The sequence below is a fragment of the Bartonella sp. CE47NXGY genome, assembly GCF_042195415.1.
Lineage (GTDB): Bacteria > Pseudomonadota > Alphaproteobacteria > Rhizobiales > Rhizobiaceae > Bartonella.
The window spans coordinates 1-695 of record NZ_JBHIOI010000233.1; the positions used below are offsets into that span (position 1 = coordinate 1).

Below are 695 nucleotides of genomic sequence, written 5' to 3' on the forward strand. Positions count from 1 at the left end.
CCTGCTGGCAGTAACGTTTGGACAGAATGGTTGAGAGTGGCTACAAATCCCATAAGTTCCCATACCTGTCTTGGAGATGCGGGGCGTATGTGCAACATGCTTTACGGCTCATCTCATCGTGAACAATTTCCTTTAAGTAAATCATGGAGGAAAAAATGAAACAAACCTTAAAATTATTAAGTGCTGTAACTTTGTTAAGTATAGCTGGGTGCCAGTTTAATAAAACTCCCATATCTTCTATAGGGGCATGGGAGAAGCCAGGAGCAGATTTTACGGAGATAGGAAAAGCCTTGTTAGAATGCGGTATGCCAACCCCTTATGATAAGGATCCAGAAAGTAGAAAGCTCAGTAATAATGCAAATGCAACCATTGATGCTTGCATGCTCCAAGCGGGATTTCGCTATAAATATGATGTGGGGGGAGGCTGGTGTGGAAATCATAAAGCTGAAAACTTGCCCATTTGTCGTCCAGGCGCTGTTGTTCCACAGCGCAGTGTCAAGAAGCGCTTGAACAGCCCGTTTTGTAAAAAATATAAAAATAGTCGCAAATGCCAGCCTTAAGTTTTGCTGTTTGTGATGATTAACAATCCGCCATCCTTGCATTTGCTTGGAATGGCGGGATTGTTTCCTCACGCACATTATTTAACGGATGAAGAACAACAGAATTTACAAAAAGGTTCTGATGGCAAGGTTCAT

At 42.3% G+C, this 695-nt stretch carries 1 protein-coding gene; it reads left to right on the plus strand.

Translation table 11 applies throughout. The features are described 5' to 3' along the window. The first annotated feature begins 155 nt into the window (after window positions 1-155). Window positions 156-560, plus strand: coding sequence for a hypothetical protein (locus tag ACFIL3_RS10830; RefSeq protein WP_375682279.1), 405 nt, complete (start codon window positions 156-158; stop codon window positions 558-560). Window positions 561-695: the final 135 nt, after the last annotated feature.